1 protein-coding gene is annotated in these 528 nt (G+C 59.7%); it reads right to left on the reverse strand.

The features are described from left to right. The coding region (phaP, locus tag ACGLHR_RS52225; protein WP_400104037.1) for a TIGR01841 family phasin at nucleotides 1-312 on the reverse strand (312 nt) is incomplete at its 3' end. Nucleotides 313-528 lie beyond the last annotated feature (216 nt).

Here is a 528-nt window from a genome sequence, read left to right on the forward strand (position 1 = left end):
CGCCTGTGCGAACTGTGCGGATTCCGCCTGCACACCCGATACAATATCAAACACCTGACGATTGTATGACGTGATCCGCTCCGGAACCGCTGCAGTGAGTGTTTGCCGTTGCGCGATCCACTCGCCCGGGTCCTTCGTGGACAGTCCCTTCAGCACGTTCTCCTGCGTTTCGGTGAGCGTCGCACGCAACACTTGCAGGTTCAACTGGGCCAGCTTTTCAAGGCCTTCGACAACCTTATTCGTCAGACTGAAAAAGGTCTCGAGGGTCGGCTTTTGCGTCGCGGCAAATTGCTCGGGCACCAACTGACTCATGATCGAGCTCCTCCAGTAGGGCGACACCGCCGCAGGCCGACTCGGCGCGCGGCCGGCACGCATGTTGGAAGCGACAATGCGAGGTGCAAGCTCACAGGGGCGGCCACGAGCGGCACGGTGTCAACCGCGCGCATGCCGACACCGTCAAAGTGGATGGTGCAACGCTTTGAGCATGGATGAGGAATGGGCGGGATTCGTGAATTTTCGCCAAAGACG

The organism is Cupriavidus sp. CuC1 (genome assembly GCF_044627735.1).
GTDB lineage: Bacteria > Pseudomonadota > Gammaproteobacteria > Burkholderiales > Burkholderiaceae > Cupriavidus > Cupriavidus ulmosensis.